Here is a 25,754-nt window from a genome sequence, read left to right as displayed (position 1 = left end):
TAGCAAAGGTGCAGTGATTACTTGGCGGCAGGGGCGCTCATGCCTTGGGGCATGGCATCTGCACGTTGCTGTCCGGTCATCTTAAAGTAGACGTACCCCAGCACCAGGAAGCCCACAAACAAACCGAAGATCAAGGGGTTGTAGTAGATCATGGTGGCCATGCACACCAGCGCGCCGAACAGGGCAAACGCCGGGAAGAAGGGATACAGCGGTGCACGGAAAGGACGTGCCATGCCGGGTTCGGTACTGCGCAGCTTGAACAGGCTGAGCATGCTGAGGATGTACATCAGGATGGCGCCGAACACTGACATGGTGACGATGTTCGCGGTCAGGGACTGGCCGCCAATAGTGATCAAAGAATCACTGTAGATGGCCGCAATGCCGACCACACCACCAGCCAGGATGGCGCGGTGCGGTGTCTTGAAGCGGGGATGCACTTTGGCAAAGTACGAAGGCAGGAAGGCCTCGCGGGACAAAGCGTAGATCTGGCGTGAATAGCCCAGGATGATGCCGTGGAAGGACGCCACCAGACCGAACAGGCCCAACCACACCAGCATGTGCAACCAACCACTGTTTTCACCCACGATGAGCTTCATGGCTTGGGGCAGCGGGTCATTGATGTTGGCCAGCTTGGTCCAGTCACCCGCGCCGCCGGCAAACACCATGACGCCCACAGCCAGCACCACCAAGGTCAGGATGCCGGTGATATAGGCAATCGGGATGGAGCGCTTGGGATCCTTGGCTTCTTCGGCTGCCATGGCCACGCCTTCAATCGCCAGGAAGAACCAGATGGCAAATGGAATGGCGGCAAACATGCCGGGGATCGCAGCCCAGCTGAAGTCGTCCTGTCCGGACCAGCCGCCCTTGGTGAAGTTGGCCATGGAGAAGCCGGGCGACACCACGCCGATGAACACCAGCAATTCAAAGATCGCGATGATGGTGATGAACAACTCGAACGTGGCAGCAATCTGCACGCCGACAATGTTGAGCGTCATGAACACCAGGTAGGCGCCCAAAGCTGCCAGCTTGGGGTCCAGCGACGGGAACTGCACGTTCAGGTAGGCACCAATCGCCAATGCAATGGCGGGCGGTGCAAACACAAACTCCACCAGGGTGGCCGCTCCGGCCAAGTAGCCGCCGGTGGGGCCGAAGGCACGTTTGCTGTAGGCGAAGGGGCCGCCGGCATGGGGAATGGCCGTGGTCAGCTCGGTGAAGCTGAAGATGAAGGTGGTGTACATCGCCGCGATAAACAGGGCGGTGACGGTGAAACCCAAAGTACCGGCAGAGGCCCAGCCGAAACTCCAGCCGAAGTATTCGCCGGAAATCACCAGCCCGACTGCGATGCCCCAGAGCTGCAAGGTGCTGAGCACAGGCTTGAGCGCATGGGCGCCCGATGAGGGTTGTGACGTTGACATGTGGTTCCTCCAACATGGATTGAGAAAGTGCACCCATGCGCGCCGGCATGGGGTTTGCTAGCGGTGAATGTAGGCAGTCGGATGGCAAGCCGGTATCAAAAATCGGCAAACCTGCATTGCGCACCTTCACGGTGCGACTGCCTTGGTCTACATTCCGCACACATTCATCGCCCGCCCATGCAGTCGCCGCCATTGCCCACCACCGCCCTCCGTGTCATCGAAGCACGCGATGCGGACGAGCACGCCGGCAACCTCACCAACTGGGAGCAGTGCTACGACCAAACCACCCCGGGCACCTTCCACGGCTTGCTGGAGGAAATGCAATTGCCGGACATGCAGGTCTTCCGGGAAAGCACCAGCCAGGGCATGCGGCAGACCTGCTGCGTCTGGCCGGATGCCCTGTGGTTCGGCCTGCCCTACTCAGCCCAGGCTACGCGCATCAACGGCCGCACCGCAACACCTGACAGCGTGCTGGTGCGCCCGGGACACTGCGAATTCGAGCTCGTCACACCGGCGGACTACACCATCTTTGGGGTGGTGGTGCGGCAGGATGCCTTGCGCGATGCCGCACAACGCATGGGCTTTGAACTCGATTGGGAACGCCTGAGCCGTGCCGAAGTGGTCCAGGCCTCACCGGCCGCGCGCCGCCAATGCCTGCACACATTGCACGCACTGTTGGCAGGCGATGCCGTATCTGCGACGGACCCGCAGCATCTGGCCCTGGACGCTTTGCTGCCATTGCTGGACACCGGCGTGGTGGACAGTGCGGTGCGCGACAGCCTGGCGCGCCGCCAGCGCATCGTCGCCAAAGCACGCGACTACCTGCTGGCCCACCATGACCAGACCATCACCGTGCCCGACCTGTGCCAGCGCCTGTTCGTGAGCCGTCGTACCCTGCAGTACTGCTTTGAAGACGTACTGGGCATGACGCCGGTGCAATACCTGCGCATCCTGCGGCTCAACGGAGCGCGCAGAGACCTGCTGCGCAAACCGGACAGCGCCGTACGCGACGTGGCGGCCGACTGGAGCTTCTGGCACTTCAGCCAATTCGCCAGCGACTACCGCAAGCTTTTCGGACATAGCCCCTCGGAGGCGCGGCAGCACGGCCCGCACTGAGTCGGCGCGTAAAATCGCGGCCTTGCTTGATAACCACGAGCCGCCATGATCCGCATCACTGAACTCAAACTCCCCCTGTCTGCCCTTCCCGTCGAGGAGCGCCGCGCCTCCGATGCACCTTCGGAAACCGAGGCTGATCGCGCGCCTGTCGCCCACCCTGTAGAGGCGCTTCAACGGCTGTGCGCCCAAGCGTTGGGCATTGACGTAACGGCCATAGCGAACCTGCAAGTTTTCAAACGCAGCTTCGATGCGCGCAAGGTGGATTTGCTGGCGGTCTACATCGTGGACCTCACGCTGGCAGACGCATCTCTGGAAGCTCATTTGTTGGCCCAGCACGCAGGCCATCCGCACATCGGCCCCACCCCCGACATGAGCTACCGCATGGTGGCGCAGGCCCCTGTCGATTTGAAAGAGCGCCCCGTGGTGGTGGGCTTTGGCCCCTGCGGCATGTTTGCAGCGCTGGTACTGGCGCAAATGGGCTTCAAGCCCATCGTGCTGGAGCGCGGCAAAACGGTGCGCCAGCGCACCAAAGACACCTGGGGCCTGTGGCGCAAAAAGAACCTGAACCCCGAAAGCAATGTGCAGTTCGGTGAAGGCGGTGCCGGCACTTTCTCGGACGGCAAGCTTTACAGCCAGATCAAAGACCCGCGCTTTCTGGGCCGCAAGGTGATGCATGAATTTGTGCAGCACGGCGCACCGTCAGAGATCCTGTACGAGGCACACCCGCACATCGGCACCTTCAAACTCGTGAAGGTGGTGGAAGGCATCCGTGAGCAGATCATCGCGCTGGGCGGCGAAATCCGTTTTGAGCAACGTGTCACGGATGTGTTGCTGGGCGAATCACTATCAAATCAGGAGCTACCCGCGCAGACTATACGGGCGCTAGAGGTTGAAAACCTTGTGGATGGCAGCCGCTACCAGCTACCGGCAAGCCACGTGGTCATGGCGCTGGGCCACAGTTCGCGCGACACCTTTGCCATGCTCTACGAGCGCGGCGTGGCCATGCATGCCAAACCGTTTTCGGTGGGCTTCCGCATTGAGCACCCGCAAAGCGTAATTGACCGTGCGCGCTGGGGCCGCCATGCAGGACACCCGCTCTTGGGCGCGGCGGACTACAAACTGGTGCACCACGCAGCCAACGGGCGGGCCGTGTACAGCTTCTGCATGTGCCCGGGCGGCACGGTGGTGGCGGCCACCAGTGAGCCCGGCCGAGTAGTCACCAACGGCATGAGCCAGTACTCCCGCGCCGAGCGCAATGCCAACGCCGGCATGGTGGTGGGCATTGACCCGCCCGACTACCCGGACGACGAGGCCGCCTTTGTGCATGCCTTCGGCGACGAGAGAGGCAAGCGCTATGCGGCAGAAGCCACCGCCATGAAAGCCAACGACCCGAAGGCTGCACACCCTATGTCAGGCATTGCACTGCAACGGCAGCTGGAAAGCGGTGCGTACACCTTGGGTGGCGGCACTTATGAAGCGCCCGGCCAGTTGGTAGGTGATTTCATTGCGGCCAAGCCTTCCAGCGAATTCGGCAGTGTCACGCCGTCGTACAAGCCTGGTGTGAAACTGGGTGACCTCGCCCCTTCATTACCCGCCTATGCGATTGAGGCCATGCGAGAAGCTCTGCCGGTGTTCGGCCGCAAGATCAAGGGCTTTGACATGGCAGATGCCGTGCTTACCGGGGTGGAGACACGCACTTCCAGCCCCATCAAGATTCCGCGCGGTGAAGACCTGCAGTGCACCAACGTACGCGGCCTGTACCCGGCAGGCGAAGGCGCTTCGTATGCCGGCGGCATTTTGTCGGCGGGCGTAGACGGCATCAAAGTGGCCGAGGCGTTGGCCTTGGACATGCTGAGCCAAGCGCGCACTCCCTGAGGGCAGCGGCACTTGCGTGGCCACTGTTGCGCGCGCACCCCAATCAGGTTTTTTAAGCTTTTGGGCTTCCCAGTTGTCACGACTGGGCTTAGCATGTGCTTACAAAAAACAGGGAGGGCGCCATGCAAACATTTGGCTCTTGGAAAGTCAGCACCAAGCTGGCCGCAGGCTTCGGTCTGCTCATCGCACTGCTTCTGGCCATCAGCGGCACATCCATTTACCGGATAGGCAACATCAATGACAACGTCAATCACATCGTAGATGAAAGCGCGGTCAAGGTGATACTTGCCTCCCAGCTGCAACTAGGCATCAATGTGCAGGTTCGCAATATGCGGGCTGCCGTAGTGGGGTTGGCGATAGGCAATGCGGAAGAAGCGACTTACACCGTAAGCCGGATCGCCCAAGGCCAGAAGGCTGCGGATGATGCATTTGAAAAGCTAAAGAAAACCATCGTCAGCGCCAAAGAGCAGGAGCTCTTAAAGCCTGTTGAAGAAGCGTTGATTGCCTTCAATGCTGTCAGAGAAGAAGCCGTAAAGCGCATACAGACGGGCAATACGCAAGAGGCTGGTGAGTATTTGGTCAAGAATGTGCGGGGACCACTCAGCAAGCTGACCGCCGCCTCCGATGCCATGCTGGAGGCTCAGTCAGACACGATAGTCTTGGAGGGCCAGCTCGCCAAAGCGCAAGGCGCTGCGGCTATCCAGACTACCTTGTTGTTCTCTGTCTTTGCCGTCATCGCAGCCTTGGGCGTAGCCATAGTGATCACCCGCAGCCTGACCCGTCAACTGGGGGGCGAGCCGGGTGAAGTGGTCCGGGTGGCCAACGCGATTGCGGAGGGCGACCTGACGGTGGTGATTCCAGCGCACCAGCAACAAACCGACAGCGTGGTGGCTGCGATGCTGCGCATGAAATACAGCCTCACCCACATGGCGGGACTGGTCCATGAATGCAGCGAGCAGGTGGCTTCTGCGTCAGAGCAGATTGCCTCCGGCACCGCAGACCTGAGTGCACGCACCGAGGAACAAGCCAGCAACCTCGAAGAAACTGCCGCGTCTACGGAAGAAATTGCCAGCGCCGTCAAGCTCAATGCCGAGCACACGCGAGAAGCCAGCGCCATGGCCAATGAAACGTCCGGTGCGGCGCTGGAAAGCGGGCAGCACGTAGACGCCATGGTGCACACCATGCAGTCCATCGCCCAGTCATCCAAGAAGATCAGCGAAATCATCGGGGTGATTGACGGTATCGCCTTCCAGACCAACATCCTCGCGCTGAACGCGGCGGTGGAGGCCGCGCGTGCAGGAGAACAAGGGCGGGGTTTTGCCGTCGTGGCCTCTGAAGTGCGCAGCCTGGCACAGCGCAGTGCGGAAGCTGCCAAGGAGATCAAAACGCTGATCGGCGACAGCATCAGCCGGGTGGCCACCGGCGAGCAGCAAGCCCAACTGGCCGGAGCCTCAGTGCAAGGCATCGTGGGCCGGGTGCAACGCGTGAACGAGCTGATGAACCAGGTTTCTGCCGCCACCGCCGAGGAGAACGCAGGCTTCACCCAGATCAGCGAAGCCATCATGCAGCTGGATCAGGTGACGCAACAAAACTCCGCACTGGTGGAGGAAAGCGCCGCCGCTGCGGACAGCCTCAAACAGCAAGCAGCCCGTCTGAAAGAGGTGGTCAGCAAGTTCCGGATTGAACAGAACCGCTTGCCCGGGTCGGGGGCCCCTCTACAGCTGGCCTTTTGAACGGTCTGGCCTGCGAAATCCAGCCTTTGCAGGCAGACAGTCAAGTCGTCCGCTTGAACAGCGCCAACAGGGTGCCGGCTGCCACAAACAAGCCGCCGAACACCCGGTTCATGGTGCGCAGGTGTGACTCGGAATGGAGTGCGCGCAGCACTTTGGCTGCCAAGGCCGTGTAGCAGCCCATGACCACCAGATCAGTAAAAGCCAAAGTGGCGGCGATGATCAGATACTGCGGCGCCAGCGGCTGTGCCAAGTCTAGGAATTGCGGCACCACAGCCAACAAAAACACCGTGCCCTTGGGGTTCAGCGCATTGATGACCCAAGCTTTGAAAATTTGTGTGCGCACACTCGCCGGCACAGCTTCATCTGCCTTTGCAGCGAGAGGAACGGCGGGTGCACGCCACTGCTGGATACCCAGCCACACCAGATAGGCCACCCCTGCCCATTTGATGACCAGAAACGCCGTGCTACTGGCTGCTACCACGGCACCCAGCCCCACTCCTACCACGAGGATCTGGGTCCAAATGCCCAACACCAAACCGATGGTGGTGATGTAACCGCGCCGGAAGCCGTGATTCAGGCCGGCGCTCATGGCGGCTATCGCGCCGGCGCCGGGCGAGATGCTGATGGCCCAGGAAGCGGCGAAGAAGGCGAGCCAGGTAGAAAGTTCCATAGTGCAGAGGCTGAAACGCAAACCGCGGTTGTAGCACGCCACAAAAAGAGAACCCCTGGCCGCACTCAGCGGCAAGGGGTTCGCTCAAGACACGCAGCGCAGTGCGCTGCAGGGCTTACTGCCCGTTGTTCGCCTGCAGGGCAGCAATGCGCTGCTCAATGGGTGGGTGGGTCGAAAACAACTGACCGATACCACCTGCAATGCCCATGGCCGCCACACTCTTGGGCAACTCACCCGGAGTCATGCCACCCAGGCGGGCCAAGGCGTTCATCATGGGCTGCTTGCGGCCCATCAGCTGGGCGGCGCCTGCGTCCGCACGGAACTCGCGCTGGCGGCTGAACCAGGCCACCACCATGGCAGCGGCAAACCCGAGCACGATGTCGAGCACGATGGTCGTCACGTAATAACCGATGCCGGGGCCGCTGTTCTGCTCATCGTTCTTCCGCAAGAAGCTGTCCACGGCGTAACCGACTACACGGCTGAGGAACACCACGAAGGTGTTCATCACGCCCTGGATCAGGGTCATGGTGACCATGTCACCGTTGGCAATGTGGGCCACCTCATGGCCGATAACGGCTTCAATTTCTTCGCGGGTCATGCCACGCAGCAAGCCGGTGGACACTGCCACCAAGGCGCTGTTTTTGAAGGCGCCAGTAGCGAACGCATTGGGTTCACCTTCAAAAATGCCGACTTCCGGCATGCCGATGCCGGCTTTGTCCGCAAACCTGCGCACGGTGTCCACAATCCAGGCCTCGTCGGCGTTCTGGGGCTGTTCGATGATCTGCACGCCAGATGTCCACTTAGCCATGGGCTTGCTGATTAGCAACGAAATAATGGCGCCGCCAAAGCCCATGATGAGCGCAAAGCCCAGCAAGGCACCCAGGTTCAGGCCGTTGGATGTCAAGAACCTGTTGACACCGAGCAGGCTGGCCACGACGCCCAGCACCGCCACCACCAACACGTTGGTCAATACAAACAAAAGAATGCGTTTCATAGTTGTCTCAGAAAAGAGCACCCGCTCCGGGCGAATTAAGCCGAATGGTAGGGGCGCGAGGGCTGAATTCAAGCATTCAGGCGCTTGAACCCATGAAGTTTATGGCCTTTCCACCGCCACAACTTGTTACAAGTGAGGCCCGTGGCCTCCCCTGCTTTGGCTGGGAAAATGCCCGATTCAAAGTGAAATACGATGAGGCTCTTGATGAAAAAAATGGATCGCCGCCAGCTTCTCACCTGCATCGCCGCAGGCACCTTAGCCGGGATGGCCGCGCCGAGCTGGGGACAAGCAGCCAAAGCACCTGCCTCAAAACCCAAAGCAGCCGCCAAACTCGCATCCAAATTGCGAATCGTGATCCCGGCGAACGTCGGAGGCGGTTGGGACCAGACGGGCCGAGCCCTGGGTACGGCCATGATTTCCGCCGGAGTTGTGGATGAAATCGACTATGAAAACAAAGGCGGCAAAGGCGGCACCATCGGTCTGGCCTACTACGCCGAGAAATATGCGGCCGACCCGAACACGCTCATCATGGGCGGTACCGTGATGGTCGGTGCCGTGGCGCTGCAAAAACCTGCGATTGATATGGGAACGCTGGCGCCCCTGGCACGGCTCACGAGTGACTATTTGGTCATGGTGGTGGCGGCCAACTCGCCCATCAAGAATGCCTCTGACCTCTCAGCCGCCATGAAGGCCAATCTGAAGGCGGTCACCGTGGCAGGCGGGTCCGCGGGTGGTGTGGATCACATCTTCTCCGGGGTGTTTGCCCGCGCGACCGGCGCGAACCCCGACGATTTGACCTATCTGCCTTTTGCGGGTGGAGCGGAAGTAGTGTCTGCTGTACTGTCCGGCAAAGCGATGGTAGGGATCTCTGGCTACAGCGAATTCAGCTCGCAGCTCGCCGGCGGGCAGCTCAGGGCCATCGGGGTGTCATCACGAAAAGCCTCTTTCGGTATTCCGTCCATTCGCGACCAGGGCATGCAAGTAGACATGGCCAACTGGCGCGGCGTATTCACCGGGAAGTCGGTCCCGGCAGAGCGCCAAGCCGCGATGGTGGAGGCGGTACGGCAGGCCACTTTGCATGAGAGCTGGAAATCCGTACTCAAACAAAACCACTGGGATGCCTCCTGGCTGACAGGCAAAGACTTCAATGAGCAAATTGACTTTGACCAGACCACGGCACGGGTCATGGTGCACTTGCTCAAGCTCAAGGCCTGACAACGCGTGACAGCAGTGAGGTGCTAACCAGCCGCTGACCGGGGTGCACGGAAGACGCTGGCGTCTGCGTAGAAGTCTGTCGACTCATTCTCCGGCCACCAGCCGGGTACACCGAGCACCGGCAAGTGGGCAAAGGGCTTGGCTGCCAGCATGGGAGCACTCAGCGTGGCTGCCAGCCAGGCATCCATATCCGCTATCGAATTCGTAGCTGCCCGCGCACGGAATACGTGCGCTGTGATGGGTTTTCGTGGGTAAACCAGTTTTTCCAGCAGTGCATGGCCGAACAGCACCAGTGTGGCGTGAGCCCACATCGGGCGCAGCGGGCCGAACAGCGTCTGCCAATCTTTGGCAGCCAAAGCGTCCCACAAGGCATCCGGCGCCATGAGGAGCGCGGCGTTTTCGTCAAAAACGGTCAACGCATCGCGGGCGGGGCCGCGCACCGGCTGGATGCCGGTTTGCGCAATTTGCTGGGCCTGCAAGAGATTGAGCTTCTTCTTGGCCTGTGGGAACTGCATCCAGCACAGACCATTGAAAAAATCGTGCAAACCGTCACGGGTCGGGACGCACCCCGTGTCGTAGATGTGCTGCTCGTAAGCGCTGCCCGCTGGCAACTCGCTTTGGGGGATGAAGCGCACCGGAGCCATGCCGGGCGCATTGAGCGCCTGCGCCACCGTCAGGCCAGCTTCAACCTGCAGAGCCAAGCCCTCCCCCGCATCGCGCCACGGGTCAAGCCACGGCACGGACCAGTTAATCGCTTCTAGACCAAACGCCACTGCAGTGCTTCGCCCGCGGCCAGGGGTTTGAGCGTGGTTTCGCCGAAGGCGTAGCTCTCGGGTGGGGTCCAGCTTTCGCGCGTCAAGGTGATGGTGCCCCGGTTGCGTGGCAAACCATAGAAGTCTGCACCGTGGAAACTGGCAAAACCCTCTAGCTTGTCGAGGGCACCTGCAGCGTCAAATGCCTGGGCGTACAGCTCCATGGCAGCGTGGGCGGTGTAGCAGCCTGCGCAGCCCGAGGCATGCTCCTTGAGGTGAGCGGGGTGTGGTGCGCTGTCGGTACCCAGGAAAAACTTGGGGGAGCCGCCGGTCGCCGCTTGTACCAGGGCCTTGCGGTGCGTCTCACGCTTCAAAACCGGCAGGCAGTAGTAGTGCGGCCGGATGCCGCCGGTGAAGATGGCATTACGGTTGTAGAGCAGGTGGTGGGCGGTGATGCTCGCCGCGGTAAAGCGGTCTGCAGCGGCCACGTACTGAGCAGCTTCCAGCGTGGTGATGTGCTCGAACACGATCTTCAGCTCGGGGAAATCCCGGCGCAAGGGAATGAGCTGGGTGTCGATGAAAACCGCTTCGCGGTCAAACAAGTCAATGTCGCTACTGGTGACTTCGCCGTGTACCAACAAGAGCAAGCCGGCTTTCTGCATGGCTTCCAACGTTTTGTAAGTCTTGCGCAGGTCGGTGACTCCCGCATCGCTGTTGGTGGTCGCCCCTGCGGGGTAGAGCTTCGCAGCCACTACACCGGCGTCCTTGGCACGCGCAATTTCATCAGCGGGCAGGTTGTCGGTGAGGTAAAGCGTCATCAACGGCTCAAACTCCACACCCGCCGGTACCGCGGCCTGAATGCGGGCCTTGTAAGCCAACGCCTGCTCGGCGGTGGTCACCGGTGGCTTGAGGTTGGGCATGATGATGGCGCGGCCGAACTGGGCTGCGGTGTGCGGCACCACGGTATTGAGGGCAGCGCCGTCGCGCACGTGCAAGTGCCAGTCGTCCGGGCGGGTGATAGTCAGTGTCTGGGGGGTGGCTGTGGAGGTCATGGCCCTATTGTCCCAAAACCGCAGCGCACCCCGCTATGAGAGCGGAGTCGCTTAAAACGGCACGAAATCGCTGGGGTATTTCCAGAAGTCCCGGAGCAGGTAGCTCACGGGCAGATTCAGCGCTTTGTCGTTCGGCGGAATGGGCTTCAGAAACCATTTGTCGTAGATCGGCTGAATCTCTTTACTGACGATCAGGCGACGCATTTCTTCGTCGATCAGCTTCTTGAACTCGGGATCGTCTTTGGACAGCATGATGGCCAGGGGTTCTGTGGTCAGGAACTTGCCGACCACGCGCAACGATTCAGGCTTGGGCCGGTTAGACGCCAAGCCATACAAAAGCACATCATCCATCACGAAAGCTTCCGCCTCACCTTTCTCGACCATGTCGACCGCTTTCGCATGGTCGGAGGCTTCGAGGATGGTGATGCGCAACAACCGCTCACGGTTGGCCTGCTCCGCAGCCTTCAACGGGGTCGTGCCTTTGGTGGACACCAGCTTTTTGCCTTCCAGGTCTTCGATCCGTTCTATCTTGCTGTCAGCCCGTACCAACATGCGGGCCCCGGTGATGAAGTGAGGGATGGTGAAAGCCACCTTCTGGCGCCGCTCTGCGTTATTGGTGGTCGATCCGCATTCGAGGTCTGCCTTGCCTTCGGCCACCATGGCGATGCGGTTGGCAGGCGTGACCTGCAAAAAATCCACCTGCATGTTCTTGGCACCGGTCTTCTTGCGCACCGCCTCTGCCAACTTCAGGCACAGCTCTACGGCATAGCCCACGGGTTTCTTGTCAGCATCTACATAGGAAAACGGAATGGACGACTCGCGGTGCGCTATCACCAACTTGCCGCCACTACTGACACGCTCCAGAACACCCGTCGCAGCGGCCGGGCTGTGACCTGCCAAGGCAAGCAGGGTGCCAAGCAAAAAAAACACCGCACGACGGGGTGCAGCTGCATATGTGTTTGTCATCACTTCTCCAACGACGGGGTCTGACTGAATTTGTGACTCTAGCCAGCCCCTTGCACCGCCGCCAATGCCTATTCATTGGGCCGGTATGCAAAACCGTTATGCAACAACTATGCCGCTGCGCTCGCCCGGGAATGCAGATAGTCCCACAATGCCTGGGCTGAGCCCTTGGGCGTGCGGGTCTGCGCCCGCTGCGCCGCGCTCAAGCTGCGGCCGGCTTCCCGCACGGCCAGGCGTTCGCGGTAAGCGCGCACTTCCATGGTGATCTGCAGCGACTTCATGTGATTCGGCAAGGCGCTCACCAGCTTCTTGGCACGCAGGTCTTTCTTTACCGCGCTATGCGGCAGGAAGGCCACGCCATGGCCCTCCAACGCCATTGCCTTCAGGCCTTCGGCCATGTCGGTCTCATACACACGATCGAAATGGACGGGCACTTCGGCTTGCTTCAAGATGAGCTCCACCATCTGGCCCAAGTAAGCGCCCGGCGCATAACCCAGGTAAGGCAGAGGCTGACCGAGTTTGCCGGGAAGGCTGAACATGGGGTTGCCATCCGCATCCGGCTTGGAATAAGGTGCCACCACTTCCTCACCCAGACTGACCATCTCATAGCGGTCCGCATCCAGCTGGTAGGGCTGCGAGGGATGGTGATAGGCAATCAGCAAATCGCAACTGCCTTCGACCAGACGCATCACCGCGTCATGCACATTGAGCGCAATCAGGCGGCTTTTGAGCGGCCCGAATTTCTCGCGCAGCTCGGACACCCACGCCGGAAAAAAAGTGAACGCCAAGGTGTGCGGCACCGCGAACTCGACCACGTCTTGCGCTGCGGTGGTATGCCCGCGCAGCATGGCTCGGGTGCTTTGCAAGGCTTGAAGCACCTCCAGAGACTGGTCATACAGCGTCTCGCCTGCCGGGGTCAGCCGGGTGGGGTAACTGCTCCGGTCCACCAGATCGGTGCCTGCCCACGCCTCCAACGACTGGATGCGCCGCGAAAACGCGGGTTGGGTTACGTGACGCAGTTGCGCTGATCGGCTGAAACTCCGGGTTTCAGCCAGAGACACAAAGTCTTCAAGCCATTTGGTTTCCATGGGCGCGCATTATGCGCGAAACGCATGGATTTACCTTCCATCCGGCGATCCGCCCCTACAAGCTGCAGGAGATCAAATAGTGAAGTGCAAAGCTATCTAGACTTCATCTGGTACAAAAGTAGCTTCAATCGCTTCAGATCAACATGACGACGTCCGTCCAAAAACCCTCAGCAAACAAAAGTCAACCACAACGCGTGGTCGAAAACATTCAGAGGCGGATACTTAACGGGGAATTGAAGCCCGGTGAACGCATCCCAACCGAGCCTGTATTGATGCATGAGTTCAGCGTTAGCAGGACTGTAGTGCGCGAAGCCATGTCCAGCTTGCAAGCGAGTGGATATGTAAAAACCCGGCACGGGAGCGGTACATTTGTACTAGAACGACTGGCCCCCAATGCGCTGCTCTCGACCAGTCAGTACAACCTTAACTCCACACAGATAATGGCTTTGCTGGAAATGCTAATCAGCTTAGGGGCTGAAGCTGCACACCTCGCTGCTAATCGGCGCACCGAGGAACAACTGGCATCCATGCATGAAGCCCTGCAAAACAGTCGGTTCACTTATCAAAAAGAGAACGATGGTGAAGAACCCGATTTCAGATTCCATACTGAAATTGCTGCCGCCACCCAAAACCCGTACTTTGTGGAAGTTATCGGAAACCTGCTCAGTACCTTAATCCGCACAGATTTAGGGGCGACATTGAATAACAGAGGCCCCGAGCCAGCAGAAGGTTCATCCGGCAAAGTGCGCCTGTCCCTACCTGAAGTGGGGTTCAATATACGGTTAGAGCATGAAACCATATTTGATGCGATCACACGAAAGGATGCCGCATCTGCCAAGGCGGCCATGTTTATTCATTTGAACAACTTTGCTGTGCGACACCAACAGAAGTTCGTCTCTGCTTAAACGTTGCTAGACAGACTCACCAAACGTTAGCACCATGGATTCAACTAGACACCGACTGGCCCGCCAAAGAGAGATAGGCATCGCGTGTCTCGAGGCTGACTGACTGCAATACCTGTTGATAGGCAGTCTTGTGCCGCGCCAGCAAACGTGCTGAAGCCACGGTCTTGGAGCGGCAATACCAGTGGCAGGTGTGCTGCATCAAAAAGAGTTCTGCAGACAGGGTGAAAGCACGGCGCTTGGGCGACAGACCTGCCTGGTTTTCAATCACCGACGCGATGCCACGCGCGTGGACTGCAAACGCTTCACGCACGTCAAAGCCGGCGGACGGCCACCAGCGGGCCGCATACGGAAGGGCCACCGGCAAACGGCTCACCCGCGTGGCAGCTGCATCCTGCGTTGCGAATTCGGTGGCGAAGGCAGTGAACTGTTCGCTCAGCGTTTGTTCCTGCACTTCCAGGTAGCTCCAGACCTGGGTCTGGCGCTCCGCGTCTTCCTCGCCCAAGGCGCGCAGATACCCGTCCGTGAGGCTTTCCATCAGCTTTTCGATGTCAAAGCGAGTGAGCACGTTTCCCAACAGGGCAATGCGCTCGCTCTGGTCTTTCCTCTTGGCCCAAGCAAATCCAAGGGCTGCCGCCAACAACAGCAACATGTCCATGACCTACTCCCCGCTTTGCTGCAAGGCCCACATGGACGCGTAACGCCCATTGGCCGCCAATAGTTCGGCATGGTTGCCGCGTTCAATGATGTGACCTGCATCCATCACCAGTATCTCGTGAGCGTCCACGACCGTGGACAAGCGGTGCGCAATCACCAGCGTTGTCTTGTTGCGGGAAACGCCTTGCAGCTCCGCCTGAATGGCGCGCTCGTTGGCACTGTCCAGCGCGCTGGTGGCTTCGTCAAAGATCATGACCGGAGGGTTCTTGAGCAAGGTACGGGCAATCGCTACCCGCTGCTTCTCTCCGCCGCTGAGCTTCAGCCCCCGCTCGCCCACCATGGTGTCGTAACCTTTGGGGGCTGCCGCAATAAAGCCATGAATGTGGGCTGCTTTGGCCGCAGCCTCTACCTCGCCACGGCTGGCACCGGGTCGCCCGTAGGCGATGTTGTATTCCACCGTGTCGTTAAAAAGCACCGTGTCCTGCGGCACGATGCCGATGGCCTGACGCACGCTGCTTTGGGTCACATTGCGGATGTCCTGCCCGGCAATGGTGATGCGGCCCTGCTGCACATCGTAAAAACGGAAGAGCAAGCGCGCCAGCGTCGATTTGCCTGAACCACTGGGCCCCACCACAGCGACGGTTTTGCCCGCAGGAATCTCGAAGCTGATGTGGTGCAAGATGGTGCGCGCCTCGATGCCTGCAGCCGCCTTGCTGCCTGCGGGGTCGTAGCTGAAAGTGACATTCTCAAACCGCACGCTGGCGTCCGAACCATCGGCCGCCAACTGCAAGGGCGGTGCCTCGGGCGCATCGGCGATCTCGCGCTCACGCTCCATCAGGCTGAACATTTTCTCCAGGTCGGTCAGGCTTTGCTTGATCTCCCGGTAGATCACACCCAAAAAGTTCAGCGGAATGTAGAGCTGGATCATGAAGGCGTTGACCATGACCAGGTCCCCCAGCGTCATGCGCCCGTCCACCACGCCCTGGGTCGCACGCCACAGCATGGTGACCAGTGCACTGGCGATGATGAGCTGCTGCCCGCTGTTGAGCAGACTCAGCGTGCGCTGGCTCTTGACGGCGGCGCGCCGGTAACGCTCCAGGTTTTCGTCGTAGCGCCGGGCTTCGAATTCTTCGTTGTTGAAATACTTGACTGTCTCGTAGTTCAGCAGCGAATCGATGGCGCGGCTGTGGGCAGTGCTATCCATCTCATTCATTTTTTTGCGGAACTGGGTGCGCCACTCGGTGACCGTGACCGTGAAGGCGATGTACACCACCAGTGCAATGCCAGTGATCCAGGCGAACCAGACGTCAAACTTGACCGCCAGCAGCGTGAGCACCAGCGTCACCTCGATCAGGGTGGGCACGATGCTGTAGAGCGAATAGTTGATCAGCGAATGCACGCCACGGGTGCCCCGCTCGATGTCACGCGTCATGCCCCCGGTCTGGCGCTCGAGGTGGAAACGCAAACTCATGGCATGCAAATGGCGGAACACCTGCAGGCTGATGGACCGCGCCGCACCCTCGGTAGCTTTGGCAAACACCAGCTCGCGCAGCTCACTGAACACAGACGTGCACAAGCGCAAGGCGCCGTATCCCACCAGCAATGCCACCGGCACCGCCAGCACCGCCGCCGCATCACCGGGCTTGAGGGTCATCGCATCCACCAGGTTTTTCAGCAGCAGGGGCACGCCCACATTGGCGAGCTTGGCGCCCACCATGAACGCCAACGCTGCCAACACCCGCCATTTGTAGGTCCACAGGTAGGGAAACAGGCGCTGCAGAGTGCTCCAGTCGGATTGGGGCTGCATGTCAGGGGCAGAGGGGATCGCAGCGGGAGCTGCTGCGGGGAGACCGGAGGGGCGCATGGGGGACAATTCGGATTAGTTTCAGTTCAGGATTGTGCCCATGTCTACCGTTTCAAGTTCCAGCCACGTTCAATTGCCTACCGACCAGGAGCTGGTCCTCAAAGTCATCCCCATGCCGGGCGACTGCAATGCCAACGGCGACATCTTCGGCGGCTGGGTCATGGCCCAGGTCGACTTGGCCGGATCGGTGCTACCCGCGCGCTACACCCAGGGGCGTATGGCCACAGTGGCGGTGAACGAGTTCATCTTCAAGCAACCGGTGCGGGTGGGCGACATCCTGAGTTTCTTCAGCAAGGTGAGCCGCATCGGCCGCACCTCCATCACCGTCAAAGTCGAGGTGTATGCCGAGCGTTACCGCTCACAAGGGCAGTACACCAAAGTCACCGAGGCGTCACTCACCTATGTCGCGATTGACGACCAGGGACGCCCCCGCCCCATACCAAAAACCAACGAATAACGCTATTATTTTAATAGCTACTAGCGCACATTCCATGGGCGCCAGAGCGCAAAAACACTTCAAGCCTGCACTGCAGATGCCCTGCAGAATTGAGGGGACTTCCTAGGGTCAACGAGATCAGTGGGAACCCTATCGGTGATTGGGGGACACAACGCTATAACCGGACTGCACTTACCAAGGAGACAACGTGCAGTTCCTTCAATTGCTGATCAGCGGCGTGGCACAGGGGTGCATCTACGGCCTGATCGCGCTCGGCTTTGTTTTGATCTACAAAGCCACCGAAACCGTGAGCTTCGCCCAGGGCGAACTGATGATGCTGGGCGCCTTCGGCGGACTGGTGGGCATGACCATGCTGGGCATACCCTACTGGATTGCCGTACCCAGCGCGATTTTGGGCATGGCCATCTTCGGCGTGTTACTGGAGCGCCTGGTCATTCGCCCCATTTTGGGGCAGCCTGCTTTCTCGATCGTGATGCTCACCATCGGCATCGGCTATGTGGCGCGCGGCCTGATCACCATGATCCCCGGCATCGGCACCGACACCAACGCCTTACCTGTGCCCTACAAAGACGAAATCCTGAAGTTCGGCGGCAATGAAATGGGCATTGGCGCTTTGGTGCTCAACGTAGAGCACCTGGTCATCATCGGCGCCACCGGCGTGCTGTGCGTGCTCTTGTTTGCACTGTTCCGCTACACCAAGCTGGGCATCGCCATGCAGGCCGCTTCACAGAACCAGCTGGCGGCCTACTACATGGGCATCCCTGTTCAGCGACTCAATGGTTTGGCCTGGGGCCTTGCGGCTGCGGTTGCTGCGATTGCCGGCATCCTGCTCGCGCCCATTACCTTCGTGCACGCCAACATGGGCTTTATCGGCCTCAAGGCCTTCCCTGCTGCGGTGGTGGGCGGCTTCGGCAGCCTGCCCGGCGCCATTGTGGGCGGGCTGGTGATCGGCCTGGTGGAGTCGTTTGCCGGCTTCTACCTGCCTGATGGCTTCAAGGACACAGCCGCCTACGTGGTGGTGCTCGTCATGCTGATGGTCAAACCCAACGGTTTGTTCGGCGAAAAATTGCGGAAGAAAGTCTGATGCGTTTCATATTCAAGACCGATTACGCGCAGGACATCAACCTCGCCAAGCATGGCGGCCATGTGTTCTGGTACAGCGCACTGGTAGTACTGCTGGTGGCCGCTCCATGGCTGCTCACCGAATACAGCCTGGCCCAATTGAACCTGGTGCTGATCTACGCCATTGCGGGCCTCGGGCTGATGCTGCTTGCCGGCTTTACCGGCCAGTTCTCGCTGGGGCATGCCGCCTTCCTGGGCGTAGGCGCCTATGCACAGGCTTACTTCACCAATGCCGGCGTTCCCTTTGTGGTTTCACTGGCCCTCTCGGGTACCCTGTCGGCGCTCATGGGCATCGTCGTGGGCTTGCCAGCGCTGCGGCTCAAGGGCATCTATCTGGGTATGGCCACTTTGTCCTTCGGCTTCATCATCGAAGAAGTGTTTGCCCGCTGGGAGTCGGTCACTGGCGGAAATGCAGGCAAAGCAGTCGGCGTGATCAAAATGGCTGGTTACGAACTGGGCAGCGGCCAAGGCTTCTACTTCGTGTGCCTCACGGTGACCGTGTTGTGCACACTGGGCATTCTGAACCTGCTGCGCTCCCCGACAGGCCGGGCTTTTGTGGCCATCCGCGACTCCGAAATTTCGGCGCAGAGCATGGGCATCCATCTGGCGTACTACAAGACACTCTCGTTCTCCATCTCAGCCGCATTGGCAGGCATGGCCGGGGCCTTGTATGCCCACAACCTGCGCTTTATCTCGCCCGACCAGTTCAACCTGCTGCAGTCGATCGACTTGCTGCTGATGATTGTGATCGGCGGCCTGGGCTCGGTGCACGGGGTGTTTCTGGGTGCCATCTTCCTCATCATCCTGCCCCAAGGTATTTCGATGGGCAAAGAGTTTCTGCCTGAATTCATCGGCCAGGCTCCGGGCCTCAAGAGCGTGATTTATGGCTCTGTGCTGATCGCCTTTGTGCTGTTTGAGCCCATGGGCCTGTATGGCCGCTGGCTCAAGGTGCGCACCTATTTGCAGATGTTCCCGTTCTACCGCAAGGGCATGTTCAAGCGGCAGAAATCCTTCCAGAAATCGGACCGGTTGAAATGAACTCCGACACACTTCTCTCGGCCAAAGACCTGAGCGTGCGCTTCGGCGGCGTGCTGGCGGTCAACAAAGTCAGCTTCGATGTCAAGCAAGGCGAGGTCTTCACCCTCATCGGGCCCAATGGCGCCGGCAAGACCACGGTGTTCAACCTGATCAGCCGCATCTACACGCCCACTACCGGCAGCATCACCTATGCGGGCCCGCAGGGTCCGCTGCAGCTCACCGAACAGGCCCCGCAAAACGTGGCCTCACTGGGCATTGCGCGCACCTTCCAGAACATTGAGCTTTTCGAGCACGCCAGCGTGCTGCACAACCTGCTGATCGGCCGCCACACGCACCGCAAAACCTCGCTGTGGCAAGACCTGCTGTTCACACCCGCCGTTCGCGAGGCGGAACTCAAGGCCCGTGAAAAAGCCGAGGAAGTGATTGAGTTCCTCGACCTGCAGCACTACCGCGACTCGCTGGTGGCAGGCCTGCCCTACGGCGTGCGCAAGGTGGTAGAGATGGCGCGAGCCCTGTGCACCGAACCCAAGCTGCTGCTGCTCGACGAGCCGTCCAGCGGCTTGAATGTGGAAGAAACCGACGACATGGCTTTCTGGATCCAGGACATCAAAAACGAGCTGGGCATCACGGTGCTGATGGTGGAGCACGACATGAGTCTGGTCTCCAAAGTCTCGGACCGTGTGCTGGCCATGAACCAGGGCGAAGTGCTGGCCATGGGCAGCCCGCGGGAAGTGCAAACCGACCCCGCCGTGGTGGAAGCCTATCTGGGCTCCATTGACGATGTGTCCTCATTACGCCGGGAAATGAGCGCCGACGGGCCGCCCCTAGGCGCGAGGGCCCCCTTGGGGGGCAGCGCAGTACGCGAAGCGACAAGCGTGGGGGCAAAATCAGCATGAGCACCTTGCCTCCCCCCATCAGCGACCAGCCTGTGCTCAAGCTGCTGAATGTCGAGAGCTCCTACGGCCCCATCAAGGCCATCCGGGGCGTGAGTTTGCAAGTGCGCCGCGGCGAGATTGCCACCGTGTTGGGCTCCAACGGTGCGGGCAAGACCACCATTTTGAAAACCATCTCCGGCATCATCGATCCGCGCAAAGGCTCAGTGGAGTTCAAGGGGCAGGACATCACGGCCCGCGATCCGGCCTACATCGTGCAGGAGGGCCTGAGCCATGTGCCCGAAGGGCGCGAAGTGTTCCCTCTGCTCAGCGTGCATGACAACCTGCTCATGGGTGCCTTCACCCGCGCAGACCGCGATGGCGTCGCCAAGGACCTGGCGACCGTGTATGGCTACTTCCCCATCCTCAAGGAACGCGCCGCGCAGGATGCCGGTTTGCTCTCGGGCGGACAGCAGCAGATGCTGGCGATCAGCCGTGCGCTTATGGCAGACCCCGACCTCATCCTGCTGGACGAGCCCAGCCTGGGTCTGAGCCCGAAGCTCACCAAAGAGATTTTTGAGATCGTGGTGCGCATCAACCGCGAACGCGGCACCACCATCCTGCTGGTGGAACAAAACGCCAACATGGCGCTCAATGCTTCGGACTACGGCTATGTGCTGGAGAACGGCCGCATCGTCATGGAAGACACCTGCGCCAACCTGCGCGAAAAAGACGACATCAAAGAGTTTTACCTTGGCATGAAGGAGGACGGAGTGCGTGGGGAACGTCGTTGGAAAAAGAAGAAAAACTGGAGATAGCAGCATGAACGGACTCTGGGATACCAGCGACATCCAGCCACAAAGTGGCATCGCCATGGCGGGAGAGACGATTCCGGCCATGTTCTGGAACGCCGTGGCCGCACGCGGCCCCGACATCTGGCTGCGCCAGAAACACCTGGGCCTGTGGCGCAGCTGGACCTGGAACCAAACGGCCGACGCCGTGCGCGAAATCGCCGGCGGCCTGATCAGTCTGGGCTTTGAGCAAGGCCACACTGCATCCATCCTGGCCAACACCGTGGTGGAGTGGGTGTGGGCAGACTTGGCGGTACTGTCGGCCGGTGGTGTGTCCAACGGCATTTACCCCACTGATGCACCCAGCCAAGTGCAGTACCTGTGTGAGGACTCCGGCACCCGCTTCCTGTTTGTGGAAGACGACGAGCAACTCGACAAGGCGCTGGAAGTCCGGGCGCAGTGCAGCACCCTGCAAAAAATCATCGTCATGGACATGGAAGGCCTGCGTGGGCTGGATGACCCTGACGTTCTCAGCCTCGACGCCCTGCGGGCTCTGGGCCGCACCTACAACGCAGCCAACCCCAATGCAGTGCCCCAGCGCAGTGCGGCCTGCAAACCCGAAGACCTGGCCATTCTGGTCTACACCTCCGGCACCACGGGCAAGCCCAAGGGCGCCATGCATTTGCACCAGGGCATTGTGTATTCAGTGCGCGGGTACAACACCTTGATCGCCCAGGACGCCAGCGACGAGCGCATGTGCTTTCTGCCGTTGTGCCACATTGCCGAGCGGCTGGGCGGCGAGTACTTCTCACTCTACACCGGCGCCAAGCTCAACTTCGTGGAGAACCCGGAAACCATCCCCGAAAACGTGCGGGAGATTGCCCCCACCGTGTTCACCGCCGTGCCGCGGGTGTGGGAGAAGTTTTACTCCAGCGTGATGATTGCGCTCAAAGAGTCCGGCAAGTTCCAGCAGTTCGTGTACGGCTGGGGCATTAACGTGGGCACCCGGATCGCCGACAAAGTGCTGGCTGGCCAGCCGGTGGAAGCGTCTCTGAAACTGCAATTCAAGCTGGCCCAGGTGCTGGCACTGAACAATGTGCGCAAGCTGATCGGCATCCACCGCTCGCGCTTCCTGATCACGGGCGCAGCGCCCATCTCGCCCGACCTGGTGCGCTGGTATCTGGCCTTGGGCTTGCCCATGCTGGAGGTCTGGGGCATGACGGAAACCTGTGGTGCGTCCACTGGTGTGCCAGTCAACAAGATCAAGCCCGGCTCCATCGGCCCTGCGGCCAGCTTCAATGAGGTCAAGCTGGACCCGGCCACTGGCGAGATCATGGTGCGCGGCAAGAACGTGTTTGCCGGCTACCTGAACCTGCCTGAGAAAACCGCAGAAACCATCACCCCCGATGGCTGGCTGCACACCGGCGACGTGGGCGTGGTGGATGAGGACGGCTACTTCCGCATCACCGACCGGATGAAGGACATCATCATCACGGCGGGCGGCAAGAACATCACGCCGAGCGAGCTGGAAAACGACCTGAAGTTCTCGCCCTACATCACCGACGCAGTGGTCATCGGCGACAAACGCCCCTACCTGACGGTGATCATCATGATCGACCAGGAGAACGTGGAAAAGTTTGCCCAGGATGCGGACGTGCCCTTCAGCAACTACGCATCCCTCACCCGCGCACCAGAGGTGCAGGCTCTGATCCAGGCGGAGCTGGACCGGGTGAACAAAAAATTTGCGCGCGTTGAACAGATCAAAAAATTCTTCCTGCTGGAAAACCAGTTGACCGCGGAAGACGAGGAACTCACTCCCACCATGAAGCTCAAACGCAAGCTGGTGGAGAAGAAATACGAAGCCCGTATAGAGGCCATGTACCGATAGCAGCCCTGCTGCCCCCTTTTGCAAAGAGAACCAACGAGGAGACACAACCATGAAACTGCGTACCGCCATCGCACTGGGCACCCTGGCCCTGACCGCGACATTTGCCAGCGCCCAACAAGGCGTGAGCAAAGACGAAATCCTGCTGGGCTCCATCCAGGACCTCTCCGGTCCCTTGGCCGGCTTCGGCAAACAGGCCCGCGCCGGCATGCTGCTGGCGGTGGACGAAATCAATGAGCAAGGCGGCGTCAATGGCCGCAAGCTGAAACTGCTGGTGGAAGACTCCGGCTACGACCCCAAAAAGGCGGTGCTCGCTGCCCAGAAGCTGGTCAACCAGGACAAGATTTTCATGATGGTCGGCCACATCGGTACCGCCCAAAACATGGCGGCTATGCCCGTGCAGTTCGAGAAGAACGTGATCAACTTCTTCCCGATCACCGCCGCCCGCGAAATGTATGAGCCCTTCCACAAGCTCAAGTACTCGTTTGCCGCACCGTATTACGACCAGATGCGACTGGCCGTGCCCAAGCTGGTGAAAGAAAAAGGCGCCAAAAAGGTCTGCACCTTGTACCAGGATGACGACTTCGGTCTCGAAGTGCTCAAGGGTGGTGAAGACGGCCTGAAGACCATCGGCATGGAATTCGCCGAGAAGACCTCCTACAAGCGTGGAGCCACTGACTTTTCGTCCCAGGTCTCCAAAATGCAGGCCAGCGGTTGCGACTTTGTGGTGCTGGGCACCATCATCCGCGAGACCATCGGCGCCATCGGCACCGCCCGCAAGCTGGGCTACAACCCCACCTTCATCGGCTCCAGCGCTGCCTACACCGACCTGATCCACAAGATCGGCGGCAAAGCCATGGACGGGCTCTACGCCACCATGACCGTGCAGAACCCCTACACCGATGAGCAAACCCCTGGCATCCGCTTCTGGGCCAACAAGTACAAGACCAAGTTCAATGAAGACCCCACCGTCTTCTCGGTCTACGGCTACATGATCATCAACACCTTTGCCTCAGCAGCCAACAAGGCCGGTAAGAACCTGACCACGGATTCGTACATCAAGGTCATGGACAGCATGACCATTCCGGCAGACATGTTCGGTGCACCGGTCCAAACCTTCACCGCCACCAAGCGTCTGGGCAGCGGAGCATCCCGCCTGTCCCAGATTACCGATGGCAAGTGGAAGGTCATGTCTGAGTACGTGAGCGACGCGCCTGCCAAAAAGTAAGCACCGCCAGCTACCCATGAAAAAGGCCACCTTCGGGTGGCCTTTTTCATGGGCTTTGGATTTTGCCAAGTTGTTGATGCGACAAGAACAGAAACCCAAACGTGTTTCAGGCTTCCAGATGTTTGTGGGGCAGCTTCAGGCGGCGGATTCAACCGGTCGATGCAACACACTAAAACCTGCGCGAGCAGAAGGAGTGTTGCAGATGAAGTATCGAACGCGAACCTACTACACAGACAGTCAGAAGGCGCTCATGTGGGAGCGCTGGAAGCAAGGGTGGACGCTGCACGAGATTGGCAAGCTATTTGATCGCCACCATGGATCGGTGCGCCAAATCCTGGCAGAGACAGGTGGAATCCGCCCACCAGAGCGTCGCCGTTCCTGTCTTGCACTGACGTTGGCAGAGCGTGAGGAGATTTCGCGTGCGGTGGTGGCTGGCTTGTCGATTCGAGCGATAGCGACGACGCTCGGACGTGCCCCTTCGACTGTCAGTCGTGAAATTAAGCGTAACGGCGGCCAAGAGAACTACCGCGCGAATCAAGCCGACCAAGCTGCATGGAATCGGGGGCATCGCCCCAAGGTCTGCAAGTTAGTGCATAACCGTGCCTTGGCTCGCATCGTGGCAATGAAGCTGCGGATGCTCTGGTCACCGGAACAGATCGCAGGCTGGCTCAAGCATACTTATCCGTGCGACGAAAGCCATCACGTGTCACACGAGACCATCTACCGCAGCCTGTTCATCCAAGCACGTGGCGCCTTGAAGAAGGAGCTTTTGGCCCATCTGAGGCGTACTCGTGGCATGCGTCGGTCTCGTCACTACACGCAGAAGACGGCAATCCACGGACAGATCATCGACGCTGTCTCGATCAGTGAGCGGCCACTCGGCGTTGAGGATCGAGCAGTACCTGGTCACTGGGAAGGGGACTTAGTCTTTGGCAGTGGCAATAGCCAGATCGCAACACTGGTTGAGCGTCAGACGCGGTACGTGATGCTAGTCAAACTCGATGGAAAAGACTCGCAAACAGTTGTCAGCGCGCTAATCAAGAACGCTCAAAAACTGCCGCAAGAGCTCTATAAGTCATTGACTTGGGACAGGGGTACGGAAATGCATGGACACAAGAAGTTCACCGTAGCCACCGACATCCAAGTCTACTTCTGCGATCCGCAAAGCCCATGGCAACGTGGAAGCAACGAGAACACGAATGGGTTGCTAAGACAGTACATGCCAAAGGGCATGAACCTCTCGGGTTTCTCTCAGGTTCAACTCAATGCAATTGCCAGACAATTGAATGAGAGGCCGCGCAAAACGCTCGGCTTCCATACACCCGCTGAAATGTTCAGCGAATGTGTTGCATCGACCGGTTGAATCCGCCGCTGATAGCTGACTTTGCCACCGCCCGGAAGGAGTCACTCAATTGGCACGTCAACGTTGGAGGCAACCGGACGCAGACCAGCACGCATAGCCTGCTAGGCTGCGGTCCGTGTTGGCCGACTTGTTACACAGCTTCGCGTGGTGTAGGCATTTCAATCGCTACTGCATAAAGTAAGCATGCCTATGCACAGAAGCGGCAATAGCGACGGTGGCACAAGGCGACACCAGTATGAGTCCTGCCTCCCATGTTTTCAGCGGCTTGAGGAATGGAATAAATAACAGGAAGAAGAATGGAACTAGCACGAAGACGGGCAGAACTTTCCGGACCTCCGCTGCGAACAGATGCGTACCCGAGGAATTTCCGCCATGAGCTTCGAGAGCGCGATTAATGCGCCTCCACTGCTCAGAGGAGATTGCACTACCCGGAGTCTCGTCGAGGATCTGCTTAGCGCTAGCAGGCCAAGCATCAGTGTTTATCCCGACTCCGCCACTGACGCCTAAGAAGGATATCAACAAGGCAACCAAAAGAGCGCCAACGGAAAGGAAGGCCGCCTTTACTAAAGCAACCGAACGCGGGGTTTGTTCCTGGGAGTTCACAGTTGTTTTGATGTCTAACGTGGAAGTAAGCGGACGCCGGAGCGCGAAGCGCGGAGGAAACCACAAGCGCAGCTTGTGGCGGTCCGCTTGAGTGATGGG

At 59.6% G+C, this 25,754-nt stretch carries 22 protein-coding genes; 13 read left to right on the top strand and 9 right to left on the bottom strand.

The features are described 5' to 3' along the window. Positions 1-17: 17 nt before the first annotated feature. Positions 18-1,415 (bottom strand): ethanolamine permease, encoded by a 1,398-nt coding sequence (gene eat, locus RAN89_RS05430; RefSeq protein WP_313868604.1) that lies wholly within the window; start codon positions 1,413-1,415, stop codon positions 18-20. Positions 1,416-1,592: 177 nt separating this feature from the next. On the opposite strand from eat, the gene RAN89_RS05425 reads away from it, so the two are divergent. The 3 genes from RAN89_RS05425 (at position 1,593) to RAN89_RS05415 (ending at position 6,139) form a co-directional block, all read left to right on the top strand. Further along, the gene (locus RAN89_RS05425; RefSeq protein WP_313868603.1) at positions 1,593-2,531 is read left to right on the top strand and encodes a helix-turn-helix domain-containing protein; all 939 of its coding nucleotides are present in this window, start codon (positions 1,593-1,595) and stop codon (positions 2,529-2,531) included. A gap of 45 nt (positions 2,532-2,576) precedes the next feature. Continuing rightward, on the top strand, positions 2,577-4,406 hold the full coding sequence (locus tag RAN89_RS05420; protein ID WP_313868602.1) for an NAD(P)/FAD-dependent oxidoreductase: 1,830 nt from the start codon (positions 2,577-2,579) through the stop codon (positions 4,404-4,406). A gap of 122 nt (positions 4,407-4,528) precedes the next feature. Next, on the top strand, positions 4,529-6,139 hold the full coding sequence (locus RAN89_RS05415) for a methyl-accepting chemotaxis protein (RefSeq protein ID WP_313868601.1): 1,611 nt from the start codon (positions 4,529-4,531) through the stop codon (positions 6,137-6,139). A gap of 40 nt (positions 6,140-6,179) precedes the next feature. Here the strand turns inward: RAN89_RS05415 and RAN89_RS05410 are convergent, their stop codons facing one another. Further along, entirely contained in the window at positions 6,180-6,809 is a 630-nt protein-coding gene (locus RAN89_RS05410) for a LysE family transporter (RefSeq protein WP_313868600.1), read from the bottom strand. 115 nt (positions 6,810-6,924) lie between these two features. Then, on the bottom strand, positions 6,925-7,803 hold the full coding sequence (gene htpX / locus RAN89_RS05405) for a protease HtpX (protein WP_313868599.1): 879 nt from the start codon (positions 7,801-7,803) through the stop codon (positions 6,925-6,927). A 204-nt stretch (positions 7,804-8,007) separates the two neighbouring features. Between htpX and RAN89_RS05400 the strand changes: the two genes are divergently transcribed. Continuing rightward, positions 8,008-9,018, top strand: a complete 1,011-nt coding sequence (locus RAN89_RS05400) for a Bug family tripartite tricarboxylate transporter substrate binding protein (protein WP_313868598.1) — start codon at positions 8,008-8,010, stop codon at positions 9,016-9,018. A gap of 23 nt (positions 9,019-9,041) precedes the next feature. Here the strand turns inward: RAN89_RS05400 and RAN89_RS05395 are convergent, their stop codons facing one another. The 4 genes from RAN89_RS05395 to RAN89_RS05380 all read right to left on the bottom strand — a co-directional run bounded on the left by RAN89_RS05395 (position 9,042) and on the right by RAN89_RS05380 (position 12,873). Then, a complete protein-coding gene (locus tag RAN89_RS05395) occupies positions 9,042-9,758 on the bottom strand; it encodes a DUF3025 domain-containing protein (RefSeq protein ID WP_313868597.1) in 717 nt (238 codons plus the stop codon). Positions 9,759-9,775: 17 nt separating this feature from the next. Further along, on the bottom strand, positions 9,776-10,822 hold the full coding sequence (gene pyrC / locus RAN89_RS05390; protein ID WP_313868596.1) for a dihydroorotase: 1,047 nt from the start codon (positions 10,820-10,822) through the stop codon (positions 9,776-9,778). Positions 10,823-10,873: 51 nt separating this feature from the next. Continuing rightward, a complete protein-coding gene (locus RAN89_RS05385; protein ID WP_313868595.1) occupies positions 10,874-11,788 on the bottom strand; it encodes an amino acid ABC transporter substrate-binding protein in 915 nt (304 codons plus the stop codon). Positions 11,789-11,895: 107 nt separating this feature from the next. Beyond that, positions 11,896-12,873, bottom strand: coding sequence for a LysR substrate-binding domain-containing protein (locus RAN89_RS05380; protein ID WP_313868594.1), 978 nt, complete (start codon positions 12,871-12,873; stop codon positions 11,896-11,898). A 143-nt stretch (positions 12,874-13,016) separates the two neighbouring features. Between RAN89_RS05380 and RAN89_RS05375 the strand changes: the two genes are divergently transcribed. Further along, positions 13,017-13,778: a FadR/GntR family transcriptional regulator gene (locus tag RAN89_RS05375; protein WP_313868593.1), complete on the top strand. Its 762-nt coding sequence runs from the start codon at positions 13,017-13,019 to the stop codon at positions 13,776-13,778. 40 nt (positions 13,779-13,818) lie between these two features. Here the strand turns inward: RAN89_RS05375 and RAN89_RS05370 are convergent, their stop codons facing one another. Together RAN89_RS05370 and RAN89_RS05365 are read right to left on the bottom strand one after the other, a co-directional pair. After that, positions 13,819-14,433: a hypothetical protein gene (locus RAN89_RS05370; protein ID WP_313868592.1), complete on the bottom strand. Its 615-nt coding sequence runs from the start codon at positions 14,431-14,433 to the stop codon at positions 13,819-13,821. A gap of 3 nt (positions 14,434-14,436) precedes the next feature. Then, positions 14,437-16,296 carry an ABCB family ABC transporter ATP-binding protein/permease gene (locus tag RAN89_RS05365; protein WP_428984480.1) on the bottom strand — a complete coding sequence of 620 codons (1,860 nt, stop codon included), beginning with the start codon at positions 16,294-16,296 and terminating at the stop codon, positions 14,437-14,439. Positions 16,297-16,336: 40 nt separating this feature from the next. Between RAN89_RS05365 and RAN89_RS05360 the strand changes: the two genes are divergently transcribed. From RAN89_RS05360 to RAN89_RS05325, 8 genes are all read left to right on the top strand, one after another. Beyond that, the gene (locus RAN89_RS05360) at positions 16,337-16,753 is read left to right on the top strand and encodes an acyl-CoA thioesterase (RefSeq protein ID WP_313868591.1); all 417 of its coding nucleotides are present in this window, start codon (positions 16,337-16,339) and stop codon (positions 16,751-16,753) included. Positions 16,754-16,940: 187 nt separating this feature from the next. Further along, positions 16,941-17,837, top strand: coding sequence for a branched-chain amino acid ABC transporter permease (locus tag RAN89_RS05355; protein WP_313868590.1), 897 nt, complete (start codon positions 16,941-16,943; stop codon positions 17,835-17,837). Further along, positions 17,837-18,913 (top strand): branched-chain amino acid ABC transporter permease, encoded by a 1,077-nt coding sequence (locus tag RAN89_RS05350; protein WP_313868589.1) that lies wholly within the window; start codon positions 17,837-17,839, stop codon positions 18,911-18,913. Before RAN89_RS05355 ends, RAN89_RS05350 begins: the two co-directional genes overlap by 1 nt. Then, a complete protein-coding gene (locus tag RAN89_RS05345; protein WP_313868588.1) occupies positions 18,910-19,809 on the top strand; it encodes an ABC transporter ATP-binding protein in 900 nt (299 codons plus the stop codon). The genes RAN89_RS05350 and RAN89_RS05345 overlap by 4 nt, the downstream gene beginning before the upstream one ends. Continuing rightward, positions 19,806-20,603 carry an ABC transporter ATP-binding protein gene (locus RAN89_RS05340; RefSeq protein WP_313868587.1) on the top strand — a complete coding sequence of 266 codons (798 nt, stop codon included), beginning with the start codon at positions 19,806-19,808 and terminating at the stop codon, positions 20,601-20,603. Before RAN89_RS05345 ends, RAN89_RS05340 begins: the two co-directional genes overlap by 4 nt. 4 nt (positions 20,604-20,607) lie before the next feature. Beyond that, positions 20,608-22,464: an AMP-dependent synthetase/ligase gene (locus RAN89_RS05335; protein WP_313868586.1), complete on the top strand. Its 1,857-nt coding sequence runs from the start codon at positions 20,608-20,610 to the stop codon at positions 22,462-22,464. Between the two features lie 49 nt (positions 22,465-22,513). Beyond that, a complete protein-coding gene (locus RAN89_RS05330; RefSeq protein ID WP_313868585.1) occupies positions 22,514-23,689 on the top strand; it encodes an ABC transporter substrate-binding protein in 1,176 nt (391 codons plus the stop codon). A 202-nt stretch (positions 23,690-23,891) separates the two neighbouring features. Then, entirely contained in the window at positions 23,892-25,052 is a 1,161-nt protein-coding gene (locus tag RAN89_RS05325) for an IS30 family transposase (RefSeq protein ID WP_313866236.1), read from the top strand. Positions 25,053-25,754 lie beyond the last annotated feature (702 nt).

It is taken from the genome of Rhodoferax mekongensis, assembly GCF_032191775.1.
In the GTDB taxonomy this organism is placed as follows: Bacteria; Pseudomonadota; Gammaproteobacteria; order Burkholderiales; family Burkholderiaceae_C; genus Allorhodoferax; species Allorhodoferax mekongensis.
Note: the sequence above shows the minus strand (reverse complement) of the source record. Positions and strands in the feature narration are given on the sequence as shown.

What these genes read in the sequence shown, in the direction of transcription:
- RAN89_RS05350 (WP_313868589.1), top strand. Translation starts at nt 17,837, where the DNA reads ATGCGTTTCATATTCAAGACCGATTACGCGCAGGACATCAACCTCGCC.
- RAN89_RS05360 (WP_313868591.1), top strand. Translation starts at nt 16,337, where the DNA reads ATGTCTACCGTTTCAAGTTCCAGCCACGTTCAATTGCCTACCGACCAG.
- RAN89_RS05340 (WP_313868587.1), top strand. Translation starts at nt 19,806, where the DNA reads ATGAGCACCTTGCCTCCCCCCATCAGCGACCAGCCTGTGCTCAAGCTG.
- RAN89_RS05420 (WP_313868602.1), top strand. Translation starts at nt 2,577, where the DNA reads ATGATCCGCATCACTGAACTCAAACTCCCCCTGTCTGCCCTTCCCGTC.
- RAN89_RS05425 (WP_313868603.1), top strand. Translation starts at nt 1,593, where the DNA reads ATGCAGTCGCCGCCATTGCCCACCACCGCCCTCCGTGTCATCGAAGCA.
- RAN89_RS05415 (WP_313868601.1), top strand. Translation starts at nt 4,529, where the DNA reads ATGCAAACATTTGGCTCTTGGAAAGTCAGCACCAAGCTGGCCGCAGGC.
- pyrC (WP_313868596.1), bottom strand. Translation starts at nt 10,822, where the DNA reads ATGACCTCCACAGCCACCCCCCAGACACTGACTATCACCCGCCCGGAC.
- RAN89_RS05365 (WP_428984480.1), bottom strand. Translation starts at nt 16,296, where the DNA reads ATGCGCCCCTCCGGTCTCCCCGCAGCAGCTCCCGCTGCGATCCCCTCT.
- RAN89_RS05325 (WP_313866236.1), top strand. Translation starts at nt 23,892, where the DNA reads ATGAAGTATCGAACGCGAACCTACTACACAGACAGTCAGAAGGCGCTC.
- RAN89_RS05385 (WP_313868595.1), bottom strand. Translation starts at nt 11,788, where the DNA reads ATGACAAACACATATGCAGCTGCACCCCGTCGTGCGGTGTTTTTTTTG.
- RAN89_RS05400 (WP_313868598.1), top strand. Translation starts at nt 8,008, where the DNA reads ATGAAAAAAATGGATCGCCGCCAGCTTCTCACCTGCATCGCCGCAGGC.
- RAN89_RS05345 (WP_313868588.1), top strand. Translation starts at nt 18,910, where the DNA reads ATGAACTCCGACACACTTCTCTCGGCCAAAGACCTGAGCGTGCGCTTC.
- RAN89_RS05375 (WP_313868593.1), top strand. Translation starts at nt 13,017, where the DNA reads ATGACGACGTCCGTCCAAAAACCCTCAGCAAACAAAAGTCAACCACAA.
- RAN89_RS05370 (WP_313868592.1), bottom strand. Translation starts at nt 14,433, where the DNA reads ATGGACATGTTGCTGTTGTTGGCGGCAGCCCTTGGATTTGCTTGGGCC.
- RAN89_RS05335 (WP_313868586.1), top strand. Translation starts at nt 20,608, where the DNA reads ATGAACGGACTCTGGGATACCAGCGACATCCAGCCACAAAGTGGCATC.
- RAN89_RS05380 (WP_313868594.1), bottom strand. Translation starts at nt 12,873, where the DNA reads ATGGAAACCAAATGGCTTGAAGACTTTGTGTCTCTGGCTGAAACCCGG.
- htpX (WP_313868599.1), bottom strand. Translation starts at nt 7,803, where the DNA reads ATGAAACGCATTCTTTTGTTTGTATTGACCAACGTGTTGGTGGTGGCG.
- RAN89_RS05410 (WP_313868600.1), bottom strand. Translation starts at nt 6,809, where the DNA reads ATGGAACTTTCTACCTGGCTCGCCTTCTTCGCCGCTTCCTGGGCCATC.
- eat (WP_313868604.1), bottom strand. Translation starts at nt 1,415, where the DNA reads ATGTCAACGTCACAACCCTCATCGGGCGCCCATGCGCTCAAGCCTGTG.
- RAN89_RS05330 (WP_313868585.1), top strand. Translation starts at nt 22,514, where the DNA reads ATGAAACTGCGTACCGCCATCGCACTGGGCACCCTGGCCCTGACCGCG.